This window comes from Hyphomonas pacifica (assembly GCF_000682675.1).
Classification (GTDB): Bacteria; Pseudomonadota; Alphaproteobacteria; order Caulobacterales; family Hyphomonadaceae; genus Hyphomonas; species Hyphomonas pacifica.
The window spans coordinates 1-18,962 of sequence record NZ_AWFA01000067.1 but is presented as its reverse complement, the minus strand read 5'-3'; the positions used below and the strand labels follow the sequence as shown (position 1 = coordinate 18,962).

20 protein-coding genes are annotated in these 18,962 nt (G+C 61.2%); 10 read left to right on the top strand and 10 right to left on the bottom strand.

Features of this window, described 5'->3' with window-relative positions; translation table 11 throughout:
• Positions 1-81: 81 nt before the first annotated feature.
• Genes HY2_RS14730 through HY2_RS14720 form a run of 3 tightly spaced genes read left to right on the top strand, consistent with a single transcriptional unit; the run spans position 82 to position 1,669 of the window.
• Complete coding sequence (locus tag HY2_RS14730; RefSeq protein WP_034828985.1) at positions 82-804, top strand: SDR family NAD(P)-dependent oxidoreductase; 723 nt, start codon at positions 82-84, stop codon at positions 802-804.
• A 3-nt stretch (positions 805-807) separates the two neighbouring features.
• Positions 808-1,155 (top strand): DUF3088 domain-containing protein, encoded by a 348-nt coding sequence (locus tag HY2_RS14725; protein ID WP_034828984.1) that lies wholly within the window; start codon positions 808-810, stop codon positions 1,153-1,155.
• A gap of 28 nt (positions 1,156-1,183) precedes the next feature.
• Positions 1,184-1,669, top strand: coding sequence for a GNAT family N-acetyltransferase (locus HY2_RS14720; protein ID WP_034828983.1), 486 nt, complete (start codon positions 1,184-1,186; stop codon positions 1,667-1,669).
• Here the strand turns inward: HY2_RS14720 and HY2_RS14715 are convergent.
• The gene (locus HY2_RS14715; RefSeq protein ID WP_034828982.1) at positions 1,638-2,363 is read right to left on the bottom strand and encodes a helix-turn-helix transcriptional regulator; all 726 of its coding nucleotides are present in this window, start codon (positions 2,361-2,363) and stop codon (positions 1,638-1,640) included. The genes HY2_RS14720 and HY2_RS14715 overlap by 32 nt on opposite strands.
• 91 nt (positions 2,364-2,454) lie before the next feature.
• Here HY2_RS14715 and HY2_RS14710 point away from each other — a divergent pair, with 91 nt between their 5' ends.
• Positions 2,455-3,195 (top strand): glutathione S-transferase family protein, encoded by a 741-nt coding sequence (locus HY2_RS14710; protein ID WP_051595084.1) that lies wholly within the window; start codon positions 2,455-2,457, stop codon positions 3,193-3,195.
• A 25-nt stretch (positions 3,196-3,220) separates the two neighbouring features.
• Here HY2_RS14710 and HY2_RS16905 read toward each other — a convergent pair whose 3' ends face one another.
• The 3 genes from HY2_RS16905 to HY2_RS14695 all read right to left on the bottom strand — a co-directional run bounded on the left by HY2_RS16905 (position 3,221) and on the right by HY2_RS14695 (position 5,732).
• Entirely contained in the window at positions 3,221-3,985 is a 765-nt protein-coding gene (locus HY2_RS16905) for an FkbM family methyltransferase (RefSeq protein WP_051595083.1), read from the bottom strand.
• 116 nt (positions 3,986-4,101) lie between these two features.
• Positions 4,102-4,707 carry a glutathione S-transferase N-terminal domain-containing protein gene (locus HY2_RS14700; protein WP_034828981.1) on the bottom strand — a complete coding sequence of 202 codons (606 nt, stop codon included), beginning with the start codon at positions 4,705-4,707 and terminating at the stop codon, positions 4,102-4,104.
• An 11-nt stretch (positions 4,708-4,718) separates the two neighbouring features.
• Complete coding sequence (locus HY2_RS14695) at positions 4,719-5,732, bottom strand: 2'-deoxycytidine 5'-triphosphate deaminase (protein ID WP_034828979.1); 1,014 nt, start codon at positions 5,730-5,732, stop codon at positions 4,719-4,721.
• Positions 5,733-5,796: 64 nt separating this feature from the next.
• Here HY2_RS14695 and metZ point away from each other — a divergent pair, with 64 nt between their 5' ends.
• Both metZ and apaG read left to right on the top strand, forming a co-directional pair.
• On the top strand, positions 5,797-6,999 hold the full coding sequence (gene metZ / locus HY2_RS14690) for an O-succinylhomoserine sulfhydrylase (protein WP_034828977.1): 1,203 nt from the start codon (positions 5,797-5,799) through the stop codon (positions 6,997-6,999).
• A 25-nt stretch (positions 7,000-7,024) separates the two neighbouring features.
• On the top strand, positions 7,025-7,441 hold the full coding sequence (apaG, locus tag HY2_RS14685; protein ID WP_034828975.1) for a Co2+/Mg2+ efflux protein ApaG: 417 nt from the start codon (positions 7,025-7,027) through the stop codon (positions 7,439-7,441).
• 26 nt (positions 7,442-7,467) lie between these two features.
• Here the strand turns inward: apaG and HY2_RS14680 are convergent, their stop codons facing one another.
• The 5 genes from HY2_RS14680 to HY2_RS14660 form a co-directional block, all read right to left on the bottom strand.
• Positions 7,468-8,214, bottom strand: coding sequence for a DsbA family protein (locus HY2_RS14680; RefSeq protein WP_034828973.1), 747 nt, complete (start codon positions 8,212-8,214; stop codon positions 7,468-7,470).
• Between the two features lie 96 nt (positions 8,215-8,310).
• Positions 8,311-9,696: a M48 family metalloprotease gene (locus tag HY2_RS14675; protein WP_034828971.1), complete on the bottom strand. Its 1,386-nt coding sequence runs from the start codon at positions 9,694-9,696 to the stop codon at positions 8,311-8,313.
• 92 nt (positions 9,697-9,788) lie between these two features.
• Positions 9,789-10,799 (bottom strand): ABC transporter ATP-binding protein, encoded by a 1,011-nt coding sequence (locus HY2_RS14670; protein ID WP_034828969.1) that lies wholly within the window; start codon positions 10,797-10,799, stop codon positions 9,789-9,791.
• The gene (locus HY2_RS14665; protein WP_233346374.1) at positions 10,796-12,409 is read right to left on the bottom strand and encodes an ABC transporter permease; all 1,614 of its coding nucleotides are present in this window, start codon (positions 12,407-12,409) and stop codon (positions 10,796-10,798) included. The genes HY2_RS14670 and HY2_RS14665 overlap by 4 nt, the downstream gene beginning before the upstream one ends.
• Positions 12,410-12,415: 6 nt before the next feature.
• A complete protein-coding gene (locus tag HY2_RS14660; protein ID WP_034828967.1) occupies positions 12,416-13,480 on the bottom strand; it encodes an extracellular solute-binding protein in 1,065 nt (354 codons plus the stop codon).
• A 224-nt stretch (positions 13,481-13,704) separates the two neighbouring features.
• On the opposite strand from HY2_RS14660, the gene HY2_RS14655 reads away from it, so the two are divergent.
• From HY2_RS14655 to HY2_RS14640, 4 genes are all read left to right on the top strand, one after another.
• Complete coding sequence (locus HY2_RS14655; RefSeq protein ID WP_034828965.1) at positions 13,705-13,959, top strand: hypothetical protein; 255 nt, start codon at positions 13,705-13,707, stop codon at positions 13,957-13,959.
• Between the two features lie 38 nt (positions 13,960-13,997).
• The gene (locus HY2_RS14650; RefSeq protein WP_034828963.1) at positions 13,998-15,152 is read left to right on the top strand and encodes an FAD-dependent oxidoreductase; all 1,155 of its coding nucleotides are present in this window, start codon (positions 13,998-14,000) and stop codon (positions 15,150-15,152) included.
• Between the two features lie 162 nt (positions 15,153-15,314).
• Positions 15,315-16,877, top strand: a complete 1,563-nt coding sequence (locus HY2_RS14645; protein WP_241762410.1) for an ABC-F family ATP-binding cassette domain-containing protein — start codon at positions 15,315-15,317, stop codon at positions 16,875-16,877.
• A 68-nt stretch (positions 16,878-16,945) separates the two neighbouring features.
• Positions 16,946-18,118 carry an acyl-CoA dehydrogenase family protein gene (locus HY2_RS14640; protein WP_112062591.1) on the top strand — a complete coding sequence of 391 codons (1,173 nt, stop codon included), beginning with the start codon at positions 16,946-16,948 and terminating at the stop codon, positions 18,116-18,118.
• A 40-nt stretch (positions 18,119-18,158) separates the two neighbouring features.
• Here HY2_RS14640 and HY2_RS14635 read toward each other — a convergent pair whose 3' ends face one another.
• On the bottom strand, positions 18,159-18,785 hold the full coding sequence (locus HY2_RS14635; protein ID WP_034828958.1) for a sulfotransferase family protein: 627 nt from the start codon (positions 18,783-18,785) through the stop codon (positions 18,159-18,161).
• Positions 18,786-18,962 lie beyond the last annotated feature (177 nt).

Below are 18,962 nucleotides of genomic sequence, written 5' to 3'. Positions count from 1 at the left end.
CTAAAGGCAGATCAGGACATCATCTCATCCCGGAACCATGCGCCGCATGTTCCGGGATGAGATGACAGGATAAAAAGGCCCATGACTGACACTCCACGCATCACCCTCGTGACCGGCGCTTCGCGCGGGATTGGCCGCGCCGCCGCGCTTGAACTGGCCAAACGGGGCGACCTCGTGATTGCCGTCGCGCGCTCCAAGGCCGCGCTGGAAAAGCTGGACGACGAGATCCGCGCCAATGGCAGCGAAGCCGTCCTTGTGCCGATGGACCTGAAAGATACCAAGGGCATCGAAACCCTTGGCAAGGTGATCGGAGAGCGCTTTGGCCGTCTGGATGGCCTGGTCGCCAATGCCGGCATTCTCGGCACGCTGGGCCCCGTCGAAACCTGCGGCCCGCGCAGCTTTGAGGAAACCATTGCGGTGAACCTCAATTCGAATTTCCACCTGATCCGCGCTCTGTCGCCCTGGATGCACCAGTCAGATGCCCCGCGCGCGGTATTTGTCAGCTCCAGCGTCGCGCGCAGCCCGCGGGCTTTCTGGGGACCCTATCAAGCCTCCAAGGCCGGTCTTGAAGCGCTTGTGCTCGGCTGGGCGGACGAGAATGAAAACCTGAAACTGCGCGCCAATATCTACAATCCAGGCGGCACCCGCACCGGCATGCGCGCCGAGGCCATGCCGGGTGAAGACCCGATGACTCTTCCGACCCCGGAAGAGGTCGCCGCCGAACTGATCAAACTGGTCAGCCCGCAAGAAACGCGCAATGGCGCGCTGGTCAACTACCGAGACCTTCAGCAAACGAAGCATTAAATCATGCAAAAAGACACGCTCTACCTTCTGGACCCGCACAATAGCGATCCAGCCTATCCGGGTGCGGCCTATTACTGCCCGGACTGCATCATTATGGAAGGCCTGCTGGCCAGCTATCCAGAGTTGGCAGGCAAGCTGGATATCCACCGCATCAACTGGGCCCGCCCGCGCAGGGAGATTGTCAGCCTGCTGGGCGAAGACAATCAGGGTTCCCCTGTGCTGATCCTGTCTGATTCAGGCGAAGGCCTGGACGGCGTGCAGCACCATGACGGCCATTATTTCATTAATGACCGCAATGCCATCCTGCACGCGCTGGCCCGCCGTCACGGCATTCCCGGCCCACATCCCTGATGCAGGCCGCCCCTGCTGACATACCAGCATGACCTCAGACGACTTCGCCTCGCGCCCGCGCCTGCGTTCTGCCATTCTCAATGACCTGCCTGTGCTGAAGCAGTGCGAACAGGGCATCATTTCGGCTGAGCGCCCCTATGACCACACGCTGCGGCCAGACCCAATAAGTTATTACGATGTCGGCGAACTGGTCGCATCAGAGGATGCCGAAGTTGCGGTTATCGAACTCGATGGAGAAATTATCGCCACGGGCTATGCGCACAAGCGACCATCAAAGCCCTATGTCGAATCCGACTATCATGCCTTTTTAGGATTCATGTTTGTACACCCGGACCATCGCGGCAAGGGATTGAACCGTCTACTGATGGATCACCTTTTTTCATGGGCGCGCTCGCGCGGTCTGCCCGAAGTGCGGCTGGAGGTCTACAGCAACAACGCGCCCGCGATCCGTGCCTATGAGAAGACCGGCTTCAAACCCTACATCACCGAGATGCGCCTGAATCTGGAGGAGTAGCCGCCTGAGAGCGCCGCCAGGCACGTTCCGCCTCCCAATCCTTGCGCAGGCGCGCGACACGTTGCGGAAAGCGTGCCTCCAGTCTCTCGATCCGCCGAACCCGGTCTGTCCGGAAATGGCGGAAGCCCTGCCGCAATTCACACCACGCGCACATCATCCTTATGTCATCGGCATAGACAATCAGAAAAGGCCACACGATGCGGCGGGTCACATTTCCCGCCTCGTCGGCATAGCCAAGGTCCATCTTTTTCTGGGCACGGATGGCTTCGCGCACCAGGGCCACATCAAAGGAATCCTCCGGCCGCTTTCGGAAGCTGATCGGAACAAGTCCGGAATCCACAATCACGGGCTGCAGGTCCAGCGGTACGGCAGATGACAGCTTGGCGATCAGATCCTCCGCGCCGCGCACCAGACGCGCATCTCCGCGCGCAGCCACCCAGCGCGCGCCCAGTACGGCAGCCTCCAATTCATCCGTCGTGAGCATCAGAGGCGGCATGTCATATCCCGGCTGCAGCACATAGCCCGTGCCCGCCTCCCCGCGGATCGGTACGCGCTGCATGATCAGCTCCGCCATATCGCGATAAATAGTGCGCAGACTGGTCTCCAGCTCCTCGGCCAGCTCCTTCCCGGTCACGGGCCGACTCTTGCGCCGTAGAATCTGGATGATCTGGAAAAGCCGTTCGGTGCGCCTCATGAACTGAACCCTACTGCCACGCTACTGACACCATGCTGTCAGCAGACCTCCGCTATCAAGCCTTCATCACAAGCCAGACAGGAGAAAAGTGATGATCACGCTTTATGGATGGGGCCCGATGTTCGACTGCCCCTCGCCCAGCCCTTTCGTCATGAAGACAGATATCCAGCTGCAAATGCTGGGCGTCAGCTTCACCCGCGCCATGGCGGATCTCGAAAGCGTTCCGAAGCATAAGGCGCCCTACATCATTGATGATGGCAAGCTGCTCGAGGACAGTAATTTCATCCGCCATCATCTGGAAATCAAGCTTGGCCGCGGCCTGTATGACGGCATGACTGGCAAGGACATTGCCGCCAGCTGGGCTCTGGAACGCATGGCGGAAGGCCAGCTCACCAAGATCATGGCGTATGAGCGCTGGATGAAGGATGGCAATTTCAGAAAAGGCCCAGCCCTGTTCTTTTCAGGCGTTCCCGAAAATGCCCGGGACGCAGTTCGGAACGAAGTGCGCGAAAACCTCTCTGCCATGCACACTGGCGAAGGAACAGGCCGGTTCAGCGATGAGGAACGGATGCAACTGGCGGACTGGGATATCGGCGCCATCGCCATGCATCTGGCGGATCAGGACTATATGTTCGGAACCGAACCCAGCTGCGCCGATGCTTCTGTTGCTGCCGTCCTGATCGCCTGCGGCACGGAGTATTTCGACACGCCGCTGAGCGGCCTTGTTCACAAGCACGCCAATCTGGTCGCCTATATCGACCGGATGAAGACGCGTTATTTTGCGGACATCGACTGGCCAGTCTCATACATGATGGACGCCGAGCCGGCCTGACCCGTCCGGAGCTTACCCCCAGGTCTCACCCCGGCGCGTCATCTGCCGGGGTGAAGACCGTATTATGCTCAAGGGCATCGAAGGGCAGCACTTCGCCCGTCGAGATACTGCGCGCAACATAGCCGCGCCCACGGAAGAAATCTACCAGTTCCTCAACCGTCGAGTCGAAACGGCTCTGATGAGCTTCCACCTCGCACAGAACAGTGGGTCGGTGCTTTTCAATTGTCTCGACCGCGCCGCGCAGCACGTTCAATTCGCCGCCTTCAACATCAATCTTGATGAAGGAAATCGGCCCGGTCTCGATACGCTTGATCACTGTGTCCAGCCGGGTCAGCGGCACCAATTCCTTCTTCACCTCGAAACGGCCCTTGAAATCTTCGTCACTGCCGATATGCGCCAGACCGACACCGATATTGCGGGATTTCTTGATCGGCACACTGAGGGTCACCATACCCTCATCATCGCCCAGCGCCAGCGGCAGCACCATGATGCGGCTCTTGCCGCGCATGAATCCCGCCATGGTCATCACCGAGCGCGGCATGGATTGCGGCTCGAACGCCACGACCAGCCCGCCTTCGGAGAGTTGTGACAGGCGCCGGGAAAACTCCCCGACATTCGCGCCAATATCAATCGTCGTTGACCCAACCGGAATGTATTCCTTGAGCATGCCCAACTCGGCCTGCCCCTGGTTCATATAAGCTCGCGGCTTGTGGAAGATGGCTTTGAAGAGCTTTTCAGCAGCCGTACGATGGCCACTCAGAAAGAAGCCATTCTCAATTGTAATCACCATAAAACCCCAAACTCGCCTCGGTTGTAGACAAGCCCAGAATCAACGGTTGAACAAGTTACAATTAAAAAAAGAAATCGAATATGTCAGCCGTGCACGATACGCTTTACAATATCGCCCTATTCCTCCGGCGGGCGTGTGCGGGCAAAGCTTTCGCGGGCCGAGAGCTCTTCATACCACTCTGCCAGATCCGGATGCGGGGCGCGCCAGTCTAGATCCGGTAACCTGAAATCGAGATAGCCTAGTGCGCAGACATAGGTGATCAGGCCCAGATCAAACGCCTTGGGATCTTCCGCAACTTCCTCGGCAATCTGGTCTACGCTGCGATGGATGGCACCCGTCCAGCGCTCCTGCCACATGCCAGAGCGCTGCCCCTCAGGCCGTCCGCCTTCTATAACCATGCCAATGGCGGCGTCCAGAATGCCGTCGCCCAAGGCCTGCGCCCGAAGCACGCTCCAGCGGCGTGAACCTTCCTTGGGCAACAGGCGCTTACCACCCGCTTCATGGTCCAGATATTCGCAGATCACCGGGCTGTCATACAAGGCAGAGCCATCCTTCAGAATCAGCGAAGGAATCTTGCTGAGCGGATTGTGGATGATCTCTGCCGCGCCTTCCGCCATGGAATTGGCCTTCACCATTTCCACCTCGTCTTCCATGTCATGCTCAATGATCACCACACGAACTTTTCGCGCATAGGGCGAAGTCAGTGAATAATGAAGCTTCATGGACTGCCCTTTCACACAAAATGCTTCGACAATTTCAGCCCTTGCCCCTGATAATTGGAGCCTTTTCCACCATACAGCCCCTGCGGTTTTGACGCCATGCTTTCATAGATCAGCTTGGCGACCGGCTGACCGTGTTCCAGAATGAAGGGCACATCGCGAGAGCGCACTTCCAGCACAGCGCGGCTGCCGCTTGAATTGGTGCCAAAGCCTGGATCGAAAAAGCCCGCATAATGCGCGCGGAACTCGCCCAGCTCAGGCGCGATCGGGGCCATCTCTGCGGCCTCGTTCGGCGCGACCTTTACGGTCTCCCGGCTGACCAGAATGTAAAACTCCTCCGGGTTCAGAACAATCCGGCCATCGCGCGGCCAGACCGGTTCCCAGAACTGCCCGGCCTCATGTGCGCCGATGCCTCGAAGGTCCACGATGCCGGAATGGTGCTTCGCGCGCCAGCCCACAGGCTGGTCGCCCTTCACTTCCAGATCGATGGAGACCACTTTCTCTTTCAGCGTTTCAGGCCGTTTGCGCTTGAACCTTATCTGCGCCAGCCGGTCTCCCGGGCGTACCATGATCGGGAACGTCCGCGGCGACACTTCCAGGTAAAGCGGCCCGGAATAGCCCATCGGCACTTCGTCAAAGGCGCGCGACCTGTTCGTTACCAGACGCGTGAACACATCGATCCGCCCGGTGGAGCTTTTCGGGTTCGCCCGCGCCGCAATGCCGGGCGGCAGGCGCAGATGCTCCTGTAGCGGCACGAGGTACACGCAGCCCGTCTCCAGTACCGTGCCTTCCTTGGTCAGGTCGATCCGGTGCATATGTATGCCCGGCTCCTGCAACATTTCGGCAACCGTGCGGTCCTTGCCGGGCAGAAAGCTTGCCCGCAGGCGATAGGCATCCTCTGCCAGCCTCAGGTCCAGGCTGGCCGGCTGCACCTGTCCGTCATCCAGCGGCAGGTCTGTGCGGATCGCACCCGCCTCTGCCAGTGCGATAATCTCATGATCTGGCAATACACCCGAATCTTCGGCCATCTCTTGCACCCCTTGCCGTCTCAGGCATAAGACCCATTACACGAAACACAAGGACTATAGTGTCATGGCAGATGGACAAGGTAGCGATAGCAAAAAGGGCTGGAAGCCGGCGACCCGTGCGGTGCGCGGCGGCCTGATGCGCTCGCCCCATGGCGAGATCTCCGAAGCGCTATATCTCACCTCCGGATATTCCTATGACAGTGCCGAACAGGCGATGCGCCGCATGGCCGGTGAGGAAGATGGCTTTGTCTATTCCCGCTATGGCAGCCCGACCTGCGAAATGCTGCAACAGCGCCTCGCCCTGATAGAAGGCGCAGAGACCTGCCGCGTCGCGGCCTCTGGCATGGGTGCCATTTCCAGCGCGATTCTTGCACCGCTGAAGGCCGGTGACCGCGTTGTTGCGGCGACCGCCCTGTTCGGCTCCTGCCGTTGGATCATCGCCAACCAGATGCCGAAATTTGGCATCGAGACCGTCTTCGTGGACGGTGCAGACCTGGACGCCTGGGAGCGCGAGATCGCCAAGGGCTGCCAACTTGTGCTGATCGAAAGCCCGGCCAATCCCCTGCTGGACGGGGTGGACATCGAAGCAGTGTCAAAGCTCTGCAAGAAGGCCGGCGCCGTGCTGGTGGTCGACAATGTGTTCGCCACGCCGATCCTGCAAAAGCCACTGGAGCTCGGCGCGGATCTCGTGGTCTATTCCACCACCAAGCATATGGACGGTCAGGGCCGCGTCATGGGCGGCGCGATTCTCGGCAACTCGGCCTATATTGAAGAGGTGATTGATCCGTGGCTGCGCCACATGGGCCCGGCGGCCTCGCCGTTCAATGCCTGGGTCGTGCTGAAGGGCCTGGAAACGCTGAAGCTGCGCGTAGACCAGCAGACGCAAAACGCCGCCCGTCTGGCAGATGTCATCGCGGACCATCCGGCCATTGCGGCGGTGCGCTATCCCCACCGGAAAGACCATCCGCACTACGATGTGCATAAACGCCAGATGAGCGCGGGCGGCACAATGATCGCGCTCTCCCTCAAGGGCGGGCAGGACGCGGCGTTCAAATTCCTGAACGCCTTGGAGCTGGTCGATATCTGCAACAATCTCGGCGACACCAAATCGCTGGCTTGTCACCCCTCCTCCACCACGCACCGCGCCCTCAGCGATGAAGAGCAGGCCTCAATGGGGCTTGACCGCAGCTGGATCCGGATGTCCGTAGGACTGGAAGATTCTGACGATCTTGTAATGGATTTGACCAACGCCCTTAACAGAGTGTGAACCAATAGGATTGAATTTCACAGGAATGGGCAGACGGGTACCACCTCCACTTTATGAACAGATCACGGATGGCGTGCGCATCCGGGTTCGTCCGAAATTCATGCATGATGAATCAGAGCCGGCAAAAGCCCGGTTCATGTGGTCCTACACAGTGGAAGTGGAGAATGAGAGCGAGCGAACCTGGACCATTGTCCGCCGCCACTGGCGCATTGTGGACGCTGCTGGCCGCCGTCAAATTGTTGATGGCGACGGCGTGATCGGCCAGACGCCAACGCTTGGTCCGGGAGAGCGCTTCAGCTACACATCCGGCGCACCGTTGTCTGCCCCGTCCGGTATTATGAGCGGCACCTATGATCTGGAAAGCGATGATGGCGCCACACTGATCGCCACCATCCCTGTCTTCTCGCTGGACAGCCCGTACGAAACGTCCTTGCCTTCTTGAGTCTTGGCCCGCTTGAGGCTCAGGCCCTAGCTGTCCAGTTCGCCTTCAATCAGCTCGATGATGCGTGGCGTATTCGCACCTTCAATGTAATTGTCACCCATGAAGAAGCCCGGCGTACCATCGACGCCCAGCGTCCGGCCCAGCTGCTTCATATCGGACAGTTGTTTCTGGATTTCCATGGAGCGCATGTCAGCGCGCATCTTCTTCACGTCGATGCCATGGTCCTTGGCAATCTCGTCCAGCTTCGACTCCGTGAGATCGTCATTGTTCTTCAGCTTCATCAGCGCGACGTGATATTCGTTATACTTGCCCTGCTTGCCAGCTGCGAGGGCTGCCAGCGCGGCGGTCTCGCTGATGCCGCCAAAGATCGGCAGTTCCTTGAACACGACGCGCACCTTGCCATCATATTCCTCAGGCAGGTTCTGCACCCAGTCGACAGAGCGTTTGCAATAACCGCAGCGATAATCGAAGAACTCGACCAGCGTGATCTCTGCATCCGCGGGGCCGATGAAATGATCGTCAGCGTGATTATACAGCGCATCATAGTTCTGCATGATCGCATCCTGGCTGGCCTTGGCCGCCTCGGCGCGCTGGCGGTCGGCCAACTTGATCAGGGCTTCCTCGATGATCTCCGGGTTTTCCAGAATGTAGTCGCGCACGACCTTTTCCACGGCCTCGCGGTCAGCAGCGGGCGCTGCCTTGCTCTCGGCGCAGGCAGGGGTAAGGGCAAGAACCGCCATCGCAGCGGTCATGGTGGCAAGTTTAAAGGTCATACGGGCCTTCCTGTCGTCAGGTATAATATTACGTTTCGCAGATATACAGGCTGCGCAGCCCGCGTCCATCAGGCCTGACACAAAGTTGATCGCGGCCTATTGAACCGTGAGCGAAAAGCCCGGTCCCCGGCGGCGATACATATCGCGATTGTCCGGATTGTTCGCGTCCGTCACCATCAGGATGTCATCGGCGCGGCGATAATCCGGCGTTCCTGGCTCAAGGCTCTGCACGGCAAAGTGCGCAAAGCGGTTCGCCCGCACAATATCGCCAACCGAATAGGCAGACTCGGCGGTTGCCAGCTGAGCTTCGGCGCGGCGGCCCTGCTCCTCATAGGTGATGGCCAGCTGCGCCCAGGCAAAGGCATTGTCCGGTTCGGCGATCAGCGCCTTGCGCAGTGCATCCTCGGCGGCTTCGATGTCGCCCGGCTCAGCGCGGGCATTCAGTGACCGCGCATAATTGATCAGCAGCAGTGGCGCGCCGGGCTTCAGCTCCAGCGAGCGCTTGTGCGGCTTAACCGATTCTGCCGTTCGGCCGCTTTCAAACAGGACCTGACCTTTCAGTTCCCAGAAATACGGATTGTCCGGTTCGTCTTCCAGAAGCGAATCGATCAGCGTCAGCGACGTTTCGATGTCAGATGCCTGCATCGCCGCAATGGCGCGGGCATAGCGAGCTGGCTCGCTCTGGTCGCTCGGCGGATATTCACGCGCCACCTTGTTCGGCGTGTCGAGGAAGCCGATCAGCTTCGCGCGCATCATCTGGTATTGATATACTTCACGATCCGTTGGCTGCACATCCATCATGCCGGAATCCTCGGCCAGCTGGCGCACCGTGCGGATACGGTCAGAGGCCAGCGGGTGGGCCCGAAAATACGGATAGCGGCGCGCATCCGACAGCACTTCCTGATAACGGAACTTCTCGAAGAACTCGACCAGGCCACGCGGAGACTCGCCCAGCTGCGTCAGATATTCCACGGCGGCGGCATCGGCAGTTGCCTCTTCCGCGCGGGTGTGGACGAAGAAGTTCAGTGCCGCAAATTGCTGGGACGAGCCGATCAGCGCTGCGCCAGCCCCGCCTTCCCCTGCCGCCATAGCCAGGATGCCAAGGCCGATGGACAGCAAGGCCGGGCGCATCGCCACACCAGCGGCGCGCTGGCGGCTGACCGAGTGGCCGCACGCAATGTGACATGTCTCGTGCCCAATCACACCCTTGATCTGGCCGGGCGATTCCGCCGCAATGATCAGACCGGTATGAATGTGGATATTCTGCCCGTTCGCCACGAAGGCGTTCAGCGAGGGATCATTGATGATGTAGAGGCCAACATCATTCGGGTTGAGGCCCGCAACCTCCAGAATGGGGTTCGTCCATTCGCGCAGAGTCTCCTCGATCTCGGTATCGCGGATCAGGCTCTGGGCCGACGCACTGGCGGCCATCAAGGCGGCCATGGCGGCAGTCGCAGCAAGCTTCAGGAAATTTCGCGCCATGCTTAGCGCCTCCCGTTCATCAGGTTACGCCCCTGAATTTACGGGGCTCGCCGCCTAAAGGCGAGGGGCGATCAACACTGATGACAGAATTGTCAGGTGTTGGCTGACTGGAACATGAATGTCAGCGCCGGATCGAGGCGGATGCCGATTTCCGCGCCTGCTTTCGGCGCGCTCGTGCGCGGCACCAGCGCCGTCAGCGCCTGACCATTGCATTGCAACAGCAGGCGGCAGAGCGGCCCGGTCAGCTGGCTGGCCAGCACTTTCGCCCGCGCCGGAGAGTTCTCATCATGCAACACGCCTTCCGGGCGTACGATCAGTTCCGTTCCTGCCGGAACCGCCTGCCCGGTCAATCCTTCCGGCAGATGCTCGGCCTTGAGGCGGCTGACCGGCCCCAGAGACGCAGCCACAGCGGCGCTCGCCGGATTCATGTAAATCTCGGCCGCCTCGCCCTGTTGCAACAGTGTTCCGCCCTGCAAAATCGCAATACAATCAGCGCTTTCCAGCGCTTCGGTCGGATCATGCGTCACCAGCAGGGCCGGAATGCCAGCCTCGCGGATTGCCGCCAGCGCCGTGTCGCGCACACTGCCGCGCAGCGCGGGGTCGAGGCCGGAGAAGGGCTCATCCATCAGGATCGCCGCCGGGCTGGGTGCCAGCGCGCGGGCAATCGCCACCCTTTGCTGCTCCCCGCCGGAAAGCTCATGCGGATAGGCCTCTGCCCGGCCCGTCAGGCCCAGCCGTTCCAACCATTCCGCCGCCAGCGCGCGCGCCGCCTCCTTGCCCATGGATTTCAGGCCAAAGGCCACGTTCTGCGCCGCCGTCAGATGCGGAAACAGCGCAAAATCCTGAAAGATGAGTCCGATGCGGCGTTTTTCGGCCGGCACGGTCCGCTCAGGGGAGGACAAAAGCTGGTCGCCCAGCCGGATTTCGCCCGTATCCACCGGCTCCAGCCCGGCAAACAGGCGCAGCAGCGTGGACTTGCCCGCGCCCGATCCGCCCAGCAGGGCCGTGATCTCACCCGGTTGCAGCGTCAGGCTGACATTCTGCACCACGGTTGAAGTGCCATAGCGCCGGGAAATGCCCTTGGCCGTCAGTGTCTCACTCATTGCGTATCTCCAGGCCGGGAATGGCTGAGCCGCCAGGACAACAGGATCACCGGCAACAGACCTGCCAGCGTGATCAGCAGGGAGGGCAGCGCCGCCGCTGCCAGCCGCTCATCACTGGCATAGGCATTCGCCCGGACAGACAGCGTGTCCCAATTGAACGGGCGCAACATCAGCGTCGCGGGCAGCTCTTTCAGTGATTCAACAAACAGGATCAACGCACCAGCCATGGCGCCTGATAGCGCGACCGGTAGGTCTACGGAAACCGCGCGCCGCAGTGGCGAAGCGCCAAGGCTTTCAGCAGCATAGCCCATGGAGGCCGGGGCGCGGCCGAGCGCGGCCACCATCGGCTCAGCGCCAGAGGTGGTGAACCGGCTGGCATAGACCCAGGCCAGCGCAACAATCGCACCGGCCCCGGTCAGCGTCACGCCCAGTTGCCCCATCACCAGCAGCGCGCCCAGTGCCAGAACAGCGCCTGGAATGGCATAGCCGGTCGACGCCATGAGGCGCGCAAAGCCTGCCACCAGTCCGCTCTGCCGCGCGGTCAGCGCAATCGTCAGCGCCAGCACAAAGGCCAGCACCGCGCCAGAGCCCGCAAGGATCAGCGTATTGATCAGCGCCTGCCCGATCGGCGCAATCTGGTCATGGCTCTCAAGGCTCAGCCAGATCAGCCGCGACACCGGCAGGAAGAACGCAACCAGAAACACCAGGCCGCAAAATGCGCTCGCCGCCAGACCCGCGCCCAGCGGCAGTTTGGTACGAGACACTGTGCGCCAGCGGGTGGAGCTTTGCTGGCTGCCTGCCCGCCCGCGCGTATGGCGCTCGGTCAGGATCAGCGCGATCACGATCACGACCAGGATCAGCGCCAGACGGGACGCCGCTGCCGGTTCGCCAAAGCTCTGCCAGGCGCGCACAATGCCAAAGGTCAGCGTCGGCACGCCCAGATATTCCGCCGCGCCATAGTCTGCTGCCGCTTCCATCAGCGTCAGCGCCAGACCTGCCGCAATTGCCGGGCGCGCCGCGGGCAGCGCCACCTGCCAGAACCGGCGAGCACTGCTGGCACCCAGGCTGCGCGCCGCTTCCAATGCGCAGACAGATTGCGACACAAAGGCCGACCGGGCCGTCAGATAGACATATGGATACAGCGCGCAGGTCAGCACAAAGGCCAGGCCCGGCAGGCTGCGCATGTCCGGAAACCAATAGTCGCGTGCCGACAGGCCCGTCGCCTCGCGGATCGCCATCTGGAACGGCCCCATCAGGCCCATTAGATCTGCATAGGCATAGGCCAGCACATAGCCGGGTGCCGCCAGCGGCAGGATCAGCAGCCATTCAAAAAGCCCCCGCCCCGGAAAGCGGTACATCGTGACCAGCCATGCGGCCGGAACCGCAACAGCCAGGGTCATAATGGCGGTTAATGCCAGCGTGCCTAGCGTGCCCAGCGTATAGCCGGTCAGCAGTGTGTCGCGGATGTGCACCCACACATCACCGCCGCCATACACCAGCCCTGCAATCAGCGTGGCAATGACCGGCACAGCAATGATCAGGCCCGCCAGAAAGGCGGGCCCGTCAACGCTTCGAAATCTGAAGCTGCGAAGGTTTGTCAGGCTGGTCAAGACGGGTTAGTTCCAGCCAGCCCGGTCATAAATGGCCTGCGCCTCGCCCTGATTCTCGCCCAGACGGTTCAGTGGGAAAACGCTTTCCTTGAACTCTTCCGGCAGCAACTCCAGACCTTCAGGCATCTTGGCGCCTTCGATCAGCGGCACTTCCTTGGTCTCCGTCGTCAACAGGCCCTGGCCTTCCGGCGTGGTCAGCCATTCGATGAAGCGCAGCGCATTCTCGCGGTTCGGCGAATTGGCCGCCACGGCCGCGCCGGTCACGTTCACATGCGTGCCCCAGCTATCCTGTTGCGGGAAGGAGAGTTTCGTCTTGCTGGCGGCGGCGCGCTGCGTGGCTGAGCCCTGCATCATGCGCACCCAGTAATAGTGATTGGTCAGCGCGACCGAGCATTCACCGGCGGCAATTGCCTCGATCTGGGTCGTGTCGCCCCCTTGCGGCGGGCGGGCGAAATTCTCCACCACGCTACGCGCCCAGGCGGCGGCGCTGTCTTCGCCCATCCGGTCGATCAATTCGCCCATCAGGGATAGATTATAGATGTTCGTGGAAGAACGCATGCAGACTTCACCGTCAAAATCGGCGCTGGCGAGGTCGGCATATTCATCCACCTGCTCCGGCGTCACGCGCTCGGGATCATAAACGATCACGCGAAAGCGCTTGGTCAGGCCGTACCAATTGCCTGCCGGATCGCGGAAATGCTCCGGCACCACCTTGTCCAGCACTTCGGAATTGGCGGGCTGTGTCAAACCGGCTGCTTCAAATCTGTACAGCGTGCCCGCGTCGGAGGAGATGATCACATCGGCGGGGCTGTTTGCGCCCTCAGCCTTCATCGCCTCCAGCAGCTCTGCCGCCCCGGACTCCCGGAAGCGCACCTTGATGCCGGTTTCGGTTTCGAACTGCTTGTACATCTTCTTGTCGGAATCATAGTGCCGCGCGGAATAGACGTTCAGCACGCCAGCGGACTCTGCAGCAGGCGTTACAGGCGCATCACTTTCAGCCGGCGCCTCCGCCGGGCCACCGCAGGCGGCCAGAAACAGGGCGGCTGTCGCAAGGGGCGCATACCATTTCATGGAACAATCTTTCTCTTCTCAGCGTTAGAACACCGTTCAAACACAGTTGAGAATGAATCGCAACAAGACAAGGTAGCGACCTTTTGCCCGTTTCTTGCACATTCCGCCAAAAGAAATGTCCCGGAGTGTGAAACTTCTATGGCAATGCAAATTTTGCATTAAGGATGAACCGCCTAGAAAGGCGTTAATAAAAAAGGCCACACGGCACAGAATGTGGGGAAGTGATGAGTGATATTATTGTCGATCTGGCACTTGGATCACCCGAGGAAGACGCAAAACTGGCCGCCGCGCTGGATGCGTTTCTCAGCGAGCACATTACCCGCAACCCCATGTCGGATGACTATCCGCAAATGATGGTCCGCACGGCAGTTTGTCCGATGGGCACGATGCACAAGGAAATCATCTTCCAGAGCCAGAAATGGGCCGAAGCCTTTCAGAGTTTCTGGGAAATCCACAAAATGCAGGCGAGTGCGGCCTGAACATTCAATTCCCTGAAGAAATGGCTTAAACAGCGCGCATGACCCGCGCTGATGGCCCCTCCCGCTCCCTGCCCCGTATTGCCATAGCTGGCGCAGGCATTATCGGTCTCAGCTGCGCACTGGAGCTCGCTGGCCGCGGCGCAGCGGTCACCCTGTATGACCCGAACCCGCCCGGACGCGGCGCCAGCTGGGCCGCCGCCGGCATGATCGCCCCTGCCTATGAAGCCGCCTGTGAGCCCGGCGTGCATCCGCGCCTGTTCGAGCTTTGCCTGGAAAGCGCGGCCCTGTGGCCGGGCTTTGCCGAGCGCCTTCAACACGATTGCGGCGTGCATCTCGGCTATTCTGCAGGCCCCTCGCTCGCGGTCGCCGCCGATGACACCACCGCGCAGCACCTTTCCGGCATTCTCGAAAACCTGAAGGCCAAGGGTCTGCCCGGCGAGCAGCTCAGCCTTGAGGACGCCCGCCGGATCGAACCGGCCCTGTCACCGGATCTGATCCGTGCCCTGAAACTTGAAACCGATGGCTATGTGAATAACCGCGCTGTCGTCACCGCCCTGCTGACCCTCTGTGAACGTCAGCCGAACATCACGCTGAAGCGCGCCGCCGCCCCGCTGCAATCGCGTGGAAGTGAGCTTGCCATTGAGGGGCATGACCTCTTGCTCGTGACCGCCGGCTGGCAAAGTGCCGTGCTGAAAGTGGAAGAACGCGGACAGCAATTCAGCCTCGTCAACTGGGATACCACGCTCGACGAAATCGATTCCTATGGCGGTCAGATGCTGTCTGTGGAACGGCGCGAAGATCATCCGTCCACCACTCTGCGGGCGGGCGTCATCTATATGGTGCCGCGCGGAGACCTGCTCGTTATCGGTGCCACGATGGAACCTGGCCGCACTGAAGGTATGCCGGATACGGAGAGCATTGCCACCCTGCTAAAAAATGCCGCCCGCATCGTCCCTTCTGTCGCAGGTGCCCGCATCACGGATACATGGTCCGGCGTGCGCCCTGGGACACCCGATTTTGCGCCCTTCCTGGGCCGCACCCGGCAGGAAAACATGTTCGTCGCCGCAGGCCATTATCGCAATGGCATCCTGCTCGCCCCGTTGACAGCCCGTATTCTGGCAGACCAGATGCTGGGCCATCAGACCAGCGACCTCGCCAACGCCTTCTCGCCAGCGCGCCTCCTGCCCGCCTGATCCAAAAATATTTCCCATTCTCCTTGATCGCGGCCTGAAAATGCGTATCTAGACGCTTCGACCGCAGAGAGTTCTTGGAGGCCAGACACATGGATATCGCAAAGCCCACCGCTTCGCTGACCCTATCCATGACCCTTCGGCTTCCCCATGTCCTTTTCTCTCATGCTCGACTCTCTTTCCCTCACAACGCCTGACAGCACGCCGCTTTTTGACGGGCTGACCCTGTCGCTCGGCCGCGAACGCATTGGCCTTGTTGGCCGCAATGGCTGTGGCAAGTCCACCTTGCTGCGCGCCATAGCCGGAGAGGTCGAACCCGCCTGCGGCAACCTCTCCGTACACGGCCGCATAGGCCGCCTCGATCAGATTGCGGACGAAACGCTCACCGTCTCCGAAGCGCTCGGCGCGGCAGAGGGTCTCGCCATACTCACCCGCATGACGACCGGCGATGGCACGCTGGAAGATGCAGAGGCCGCCGACTGGACGCTGGAACCGCGCCTCGATGCCGCCCTGTCCTCAACCGGCTTGCGGGAAATGCCATTGGATACGCCCCTCGCGCGGCTCAGCGGCGGAGAGCGCACACGTGTCATGATCGCCCGTCTGCTGCTGGAACAGCCGGACATCCTGTTGCTGGACGAGCCGACAAACAATCTCGATACGGAGGGGCGTGCCGCCATCACATCCCTGCTGCGCGACTGGCGCGGCGGCGCGATCATCGCCAGTCATGACCGGGGCCTCCTGGAACATATGGACCGGATTGTCGAACTCTCCCCTATCGGCGTCACCGTCTTTGGCGGTGGCTGGAGCGAGTTCCGCGAAGCCCGCGACGCTGCCCGCGCCCAGTCCGAGGCAGACCTCACACGCTCCGTGAACGCCCTGAAACGGACAAAGGCAGACGCCCAGCGCGCAAAGGAAAAACAGGACCGCCGCGACAGGGCCGGCCGCAACACCCGCGCCAAAAACGCAGAGCCCAAAATGCTGCTCGACAAGCGCCAGGAAAGCGCCGAGCACACCGCCGCGCGCGGCAACCAACTCGTAGGTCGTCAGACGGCAGAGGCCGCTGCGTCGCTTGAGGCCGCCCGTGCCCGCGTCGAGATCACTGCGCCGATCACCATGGAGTTGCCGCCCATCCACCTGCCTGCCAGCAAGGACATTCTCACCGCCAAAGACATCACCGCGGCCTTTGACGGGCGCCGCCTGTTCGGCCCGCTCAGCTTCACCCTGCGCGGACCTCGGCGCCTTGCCATTTCCGGGCCGAACGGCTCTGGCAAGACGACGCTCATGCGGATGATCCTGGGCGAGCTTGCCCCCGCTTCCGGCACGCTGCACCGCCACACAGACCGCATCGCCCGGCTCGATCAGCATGTCAGCCTTCTGCCGCGCGTGGGCTCCATCCTTGAGGCCATCCGCGCCGTCCAGCCACACCTCACCCTGAATGAGGCGCACGCCGCGCTCGCCCGCTTTGCCTTCCGCAACACCGCCGCGCATCAGCCGGTCGCCACCCTTAGCGGCGGGGAGCGCCTGCGCGCCGGGCTCGCCGCCATCTTCGCCGCGCCAGAGCCGCCGGACCTCCTCCTGCTGGACGAGCCGACCAACCATCTCGACATGGACACGATTGAAGCCCTCGAAGCCGCCCTCACCGCCTATGACGGCGCCCTGATCACCATCAGCCATGACCCGAATTTCCTCCACGCCATCGGCATCGAAAGCGCTATTGCGCTGCCCTGACGCAGCGCGATTGCTGGACGGGCGCACAGCTCGGCCTTAAGTCTCTTGCCTCAGGAGGACCACGCCACATGCATCAGATCGCCCCGATGAGTGAAGACCAGGCCGCCATCAAGGCCGCCGTCGAGAAAACGCTCGCGCCCTTCAATGATGAATACTGGGCCAAAACAGACGAAACCGGTGACTGGCCGGAAGAATTCTGCGACGCCATGGCCGCGGGCGGCTGGCTGGGCATTGCCTTCCCGGAAGAATATGGCGGCGCGGGCCTCGGCCTGAAGGAAGCGGCCCTGATGATGCAGACCGTCACGCGCACCGGCGCGGGCTATTCCGGCGCGTCTGCCATCCACCTCAATATTTTCGGGCCGAAGCCGCTGGAGAAATTCGGCAATGCCGAACAGAAGCAGGAAAACCTGCCCAAGATCATCTCCGGCCAGGAGAAGATGTGCTTCGCCGTAACAGAGCCGAATTCCGGCCTCGACACGTCCAGCCTGGAGACCAAGGCAGAGCGCACCAATACCGGCTACACCATCAATGGCCGCAAGATCTGGACGACCGGGGCACAGCGCGCCGACAAGATCCTGATCATCGCGCGCACCACGCCGAAAGACCAATGCGCCAAGCCCTATATGGGTCTCTCCCTGTTCTACACAGACCTTGACCGCGGCAAGATCGAGGCAAACCCGATCCCGAAAATGGGCCGCAAGGCCGTCGAGTGCAACACGCTGTTCATTGACGGGCTGGAAGTGCCGAAGGAACACCTGATCGGCGAGGAAGGCGCGGGCTTCAAATACCTGATCCAGGGCCTGAACCCGGAACGTGTTCTGTTCGCGGTCGAAAGCATCGGCCTCGGCTTTGCCGCGCTGGAGCGGGCTGCTCAGTATGCGAAGGACCGCGTCGTATTCGGCCGCCCGATCGGCCAGAACCAGGGCATCCAGCACCCGCTCGCCAGGGCCTGGGCAGAACTGTCCGCCGCCGAACTGCTCGCCTACAAGGCCGCGGGCCTCTATGATGAGGGCCTCGATTGCGGGGCGGAGGCAAATGCCGCGAAATATCTCGGCACAGAGGCCGGCTTCCGCGCCTGCGAGACCGCCGTGCTGACCCATGGCGGCATGGGCTATGCCAAGGAATACCATGTCGAGCGCATGATGCGCGAAGCCATGCTCGCCCGCATCGCCCCGGTCAGCCGCGAAATGATCCTCAACTTCATCGCCGAACGCGTCCTCGGCCTGCCGAAGAGTTACTAGGCGTTTCGCCTTCCCTCTATCGGGGAAGGCGAAACGCACCTTACATATCGTCTGCCTTTTTCAGGTGTTCGAAGAATTCTTCCTTGCTGTTGGTGCGGGGATAGGGCGTGTCCGGAACAGCGACGCCCAGGAACTCGCAGAGTGGTGCCCAGCCATCCTTGGCCTCATGCACCAGCAGGCGCTCTGCCGGAATTTCGGCCTTCACGGCGGCCTCATGCGCGACAAAGGCGGCGATCACATCCTCTTTCTCACGAGATGGGCCGAGGCTGCGGTCCAGCACCTTGCGGACCATTTGCAGCCAGGCCTTCACATGCGACGGGGCCTCGTCCGGTATGTTCACCGAAGCAAGGATCGTCTCGGAAATGCTGCCATACCAGCTCTCGGGCGAGCGGGAGGACAGGATGATCTTCGCCTCAGGAAAGGCCGCCGCCAGCTCCCGCCAGAAAGCCGCCGTCGGCCAGTCCACCGCCGCGACATAGCCCTGATAGATCGCGCCAAAATCCGGCCTGCCCGCCAGCGCATCATTCCATAGCGGCACCTGCCGCTCGCCATGCTCGATCACCTCTACCATGTGATGGCATGGCCAGAAGCTCAATTGCTCAAGCGCCAGTTTCAGGGACATCGTCCCCGTACGCCCAAACCCGGCGCTGAATACAGATAGTGTCATGTGCGTCTCCCACCCAAAGGCCTGCTGGCCCTTTGCAGAAAACCTAGCATGACATCCCGATATGCATACAAGAAAAAAGTCGCCAGACCGGTTTATCCCACAATTTATGGGCCGGGACGTGTAACAATCATTACAAAGTCAAATTCGTTTTCCGACACCCCTCCGTGCCGGGATATA